Raw genomic sequence first — 2,917 nt, forward strand, 5'->3', positions numbered from 1 at the left:
GCCGCGCGCCGCCCGGCTCCCCGCTCCCCCGGCTCCTCCCGCGCCAGCCGGTCGGCGCGCGGCCCGATGAGGGCGCGCAGCGCGTCCATGTGGCGCCCGAACACATGCAGTGCCGCGGGCGGGTAGGGGACGCGGTCCGTGTCCGTCGCGCGGGCCAGCCCGGCGCGTACGTCGTCCATCGAGGGGCGCTCGGTGTCGGTGAACCGGAGGCACGCGGTGACGAGTTCACGCAGCGGTCCGTCGCGCAGACCGGTGATGTCCGGTGGCTCCGTCAGGGCGCGCAGCCGGATGTCGAACTGGTTGCGCCCGCTGTAGGGGGGATGTCCCGTCGCGGCGAAGAGCAGGGTCGCGGCGAAGGCGAAGACGTCGGCGGGCCCCTGGGCGCGGCCGAGGCCGCTGGCCTGTTCGGGGGCGGCGTACTGGAAGCTGCCCATGGCGTCCGCGGTGACGGTCAGGCTGGGGTTGGCGACGAGGCGTACGAGGCTGAAGTCGATGATCCAGGGGCGGGTCGGGGTGACGAGTACGTTGCTCGGTTTCAGGTCCCGGTGGTAGAGCCCGGCGCCGTGCAGGGCGGCCAGCGTGCCGGCCAGACGGCGGCCGAGGGCGAGCACCGTGGTCTCCGGCAGCGGGCCGGCGTCGTCGACCAGCCGTTGCAGCGAGGGGCCCGGAACGTACCGGGTGGCCAGCCAGGGGCGGCGGGCGGCCGGGTCGGCGTCCAGGAGTTCGGGGATGCCTTCGCCGCCGGCCCGGTCGACGGCCTCGATCTCGCTGTGGAACCGGGGTCTGAGCCGCTCGGACTCGGCGACGTCGGTACGGATGAGTTTGACCGCGGCGAACCGCTCCCGGCCGCCCGGCTCCTCCTGCCCGAGGAACACCTCGCCGAATCCGCCCGCGCCGATGCGGGACAGCAGCCGGAACCGTCCCAGCCGCCGGGGGTCCTCGCTCCTCAGGGCCTCCATCGAGGACATCGGTCAGCCCTCCCCGTGCGCGTCGGCCCGCCGGCCCGTCCGGTGGCGCGACCCGTCGTCGCCGGGGAACGAGGCAGGGGCGGTGCGCCGGGCGAGCGCGCGCAGCAGGCCGTCGGTGCCCAGTTCCTCCCGCAGCATCCGCAGCCGGGCCAGATGGGCGCGGGCCGGCGGGGAGACGGGTTCGGGCGGGGTGTCCTCGTGCACGACGCGCCGCCGGGGCGAGGACGCCTTGGTGTAGCAGATCCAGGGGGCGTCCGCGGTGGCGTCCGGGGCCCAGGTCGACGCGGTCAGCGTGGCCCGGTATCCGTAGGGCAGCAGGGAGGCGACGGCGTCGATGACACCGATCCGGTCGAGGGCGAACCGGTCGCCCCGGGCCCGCAGGGCGAGTGGCGCCTCGAGCGCGACCGCGGCGGTGGCGGCCGCCCAGTCGAAGCCGGCCGCCTCCACCCGTCGCACGGTCCGCTCGACGGGGTCGGCCTGCGCCGTGAGCAGCACGGGCTGCGGCATCCCGCTCTCCTCTGCCTCACCGGGCAGCGGCACCGGCCGCACCGCGTTCCACAGGGGGACCAGTCCCAGCCCGTGCCGGGCCAGGTCCTCGTAGGGCACCAGGAAGCAGCGGGTGGTGGCGGACCGCCGGCCGGAGGAGTCCCAGGTGGCCTCCGCGAAGCTGTTCCAGTCGGTCACGGAGACGGTGATCCACCTGCTGCCGGTGCCCTCCGCTCCGGCGCCGCAGACGCCGAAGGAGATCCAGGGCAGGACCTCACCGGGACGTCCCGCGGTGGACCAGGGAGGCGGGGTGCCGAACAGCGTGGCTCTGATCACGTGCTCGAACCAGGCCATCTCCGAGGGACCGTCACTGCACCGCAGGACACGGTAGTCACTGCTGTCCGCCGGCGGTTTCGACAGCACGGCCCAGCGCGCGCGCAGGCTGAGAGTGGGGGTCATGTCAGGTGCCTCCCGGCGCTCGTCCCAGGTCGATCAGCGGTTCCAGCACGTTCACCGGCCGGGCGGAGCCGCGCAGCACGGGCAGGCCGTCTTCGTCGTGGGTCCGGTTCGAGCAGTCGTCCAGGTTCAGCGTGCCGCCGGGAGTGCGGTGGAAGCCGATCGCCGACACCGCGTACCAGAGGACGTGGTCCGGGAGGAAGTACGTCTTCGTCAGCGCCCGCGCCCGCGCCACGTAGCCGGAATCGTCCGCCAGCCAGCCGATGTAGTCCTCCGCGTCGGCGGCGGGCACGCACGGATCGCCCTGCGCGTTCTGACCGACCCAGTTGCCGCGCCGGGCGTTCTGGAAGACCGAGGGCTCGTCGAACTTCGTGACGCAGAAGGCGACGCGGTGCGGCAGTCGTCCCCGTACCAGTCGGCGGTGTTTCTGGAACTCCTTCAGCAGTCGCTCCAGGTGGGGGGCGAGGAACTCTGCCTGGGGGCCGTTTCCGGTGGGGTCGACCAGGATCACCAGATGGCCGGCCCGGCCCAGGTGCGAGTCGAGGACGAGGTTGTTGCCGTAGTTCTTCCACTGGTACTCGCGGCCGCCGACATCGCAGAAGTCCAGCGCGAAGTCGACCCGCTCCGGGCGTCGCCCCCGCGTGATCTCGGCACGGAAGACGTACGAGAAGGAGCTCCGGCCCATCGTCGCCTGCGGGAACCGGCGCGCGACCGCCAGCGCATAGGTCTGCTCCACGAGAAAGTGCTCGGCCCGTTCGCTCTCGGCGACGACGTTCCAGCGGCCCAGCTCCGGGGACGCGCCCGAGGCGGCGAGTCCCGCGGCCGCGAGGAAGGTCGTCTTGCCGCTGTGCGCGGCCCCCAGGACCGCGATCGTGTGTCTCCGCTGCCGCGCGGCGCCCTCTCCCGAACTGTGATCCGTGGGCTCCTCGGCCGGCTCGGGGCCGTCGGACACCGGTGCGAGGAGGGGCGTGCGGTCGGGTGCGACGGGGACCGGGGCGGCTTCGGGC

At 73.8% G+C, this 2,917-nt stretch carries 3 protein-coding genes; all 3 read right to left on the reverse strand.

Annotated elements, in window-relative coordinates:
• Positions 1–968: serine/threonine-protein kinase (locus AOK11_RS36515; protein WP_157869527.1), on the reverse strand; the 968-nt coding region annotated here is incomplete at its 3' end.
• Positions 969–971: 3 nt separating this feature from the next.
• On the reverse strand, positions 972–1,913 hold the full coding sequence (locus AOK11_RS43210; protein ID WP_055597927.1) for a hypothetical protein: 942 nt from the start codon (positions 1,911–1,913) through the stop codon (positions 972–974).
• 1 nt (position 1,914) lies between these two features.
• Positions 1,915–2,917 (reverse strand): hypothetical protein (locus AOK11_RS43215; protein ID WP_055597928.1); only part of this gene is annotated, 1,003 nt, incomplete at its 5' end.

Source organism: Streptomyces hirsutus (assembly GCF_001418415.1).
GTDB classification, from domain to species: Bacteria; Actinomycetota; Actinomycetes; order Streptomycetales; family Streptomycetaceae; genus Streptomyces; species Streptomyces hirsutus.

Coding starts and splice junctions, on each gene's coding strand:
- AOK11_RS43210 (WP_055597927.1), bottom strand. CDS start 1,913: ATGACCCCCACTCTCAGCCTGCGCGCGCGCTGGGCCGTGCTGTCGAAA.